The organism is Candidatus Kurthia intestinigallinarum (assembly GCF_003991225.1).
Classification (GTDB): Bacteria; Bacillota; Bacilli; order Bacillales_A; family Planococcaceae; genus Kurthia; species Kurthia populi.
Window position 1 is genome coordinate 1 of the sequence record NZ_JTFC01000072.1, and the last position, 1300, is coordinate 1300.

At 35.8% G+C, this 1300-nt stretch carries 1 pseudogene; it reads left to right on the top strand.

Annotated elements, in window-relative coordinates:
* Positions 1 to 50: 50 nt before the first annotated feature.
* Positions 51 to 1300, top strand: a pseudogene (locus QI30_RS18690) (IS1182 family transposase); the annotation flags it as partial.

Consider the following 1300-nt stretch of genomic DNA (forward strand, 5'->3'; position numbering starts at 1 on the left):
TTTTGATAAAATTAAGTTACCACACCAAACCAACCAAAAGGAGACTCTTTATGTATAAAAATTATAACATGAATCAACTCATATTACCGCTAGATTTAGAAGTGAAATTACAAAAAAAATGATATTGCCTTTCACATTCACCATCTCGTAGAAAGTATTCCGAGAGAAGCTTTCGCTCCTTTTTATCAAGAAACAGGCTGTCCATCTTATCATCCCAAAATGATGCTTAAAATTATTCTGTGTGGTTATACGCAATCGGTCTTTTCAGGTCGACGTATTGAAGATTTAACAAAAGATAGTATACGTATGAAATGGTTAGCACAAGGATATGAACCAAGTTATCGCACAATCAATCGTTTCCGAATCCATCCACAGATGCAGGAATTACTGCGTCAATGTTTTGTCCAATTCCGTTGCCAGCTTGTCGAAGAAAAGCTAATTGATCAACAAGCGATCTTTATTGACGGTACAAAAATTGAAGCAAATGCCAATAAGTTTACGTTCAAATGGAAAAAATCGATTGAAAAGTTTCAAACAAACTTAATCGAAAAATCAAATCGATTATACGGACAACTGTTAGAAGAACAAGTCATCCCAGCCATCGCACGAGAAAATGAAGAAGAACTTTCCGTTCAAGAACTTGAAATCATCGTATCAAAAGTAGAAGAAGTAGTCGACGACTACACAGCTAAAATTGAAACTTCAAATGACACACAAGAACGTAAGCAATTACGTAGTCAACGAAAGACACCTAAACAAATCGTGAAACAAATTCATGATTGGATTACGCGAAAGAAAGTCTATCAACAAGACTTAGAATTGATGGGTGAGCGAAACAGTTATTCTAAAACAGATAGAGATGCGACGTTTATGCGTATGAAAGATGACTATATGAAAAATGGGCAGCTTAAGCCAGGTTATAATCTACAAGTAGCAACTGAAAATCAATATACACTCGCGTATGATGTATACCCTAACCCAACAGATACGAAAACGTTAACGCCTTTTTTAGAAACGATTACGGACCAGTATTTCGAATTACCGAAATATATTGTGGCAGATGCCGGTTACAGCAGTGAAGTTAATTATCAAAACGTGTTAGAAACACATGAACGTATCCCTCTTATCACTTATAATATGTATCGCAAAGAAGGAAAGAAGAAGTTTCAGCAAGACCCCTCAAAAACAAATAATTGGCCATACAATGAAAAAACAGACAGCTATACCTGCCCGAATGAAAAACAATTAACTTATCAATATGATGCGAGCCGTAAGGATCGTTCAGGGTATATACGTACGT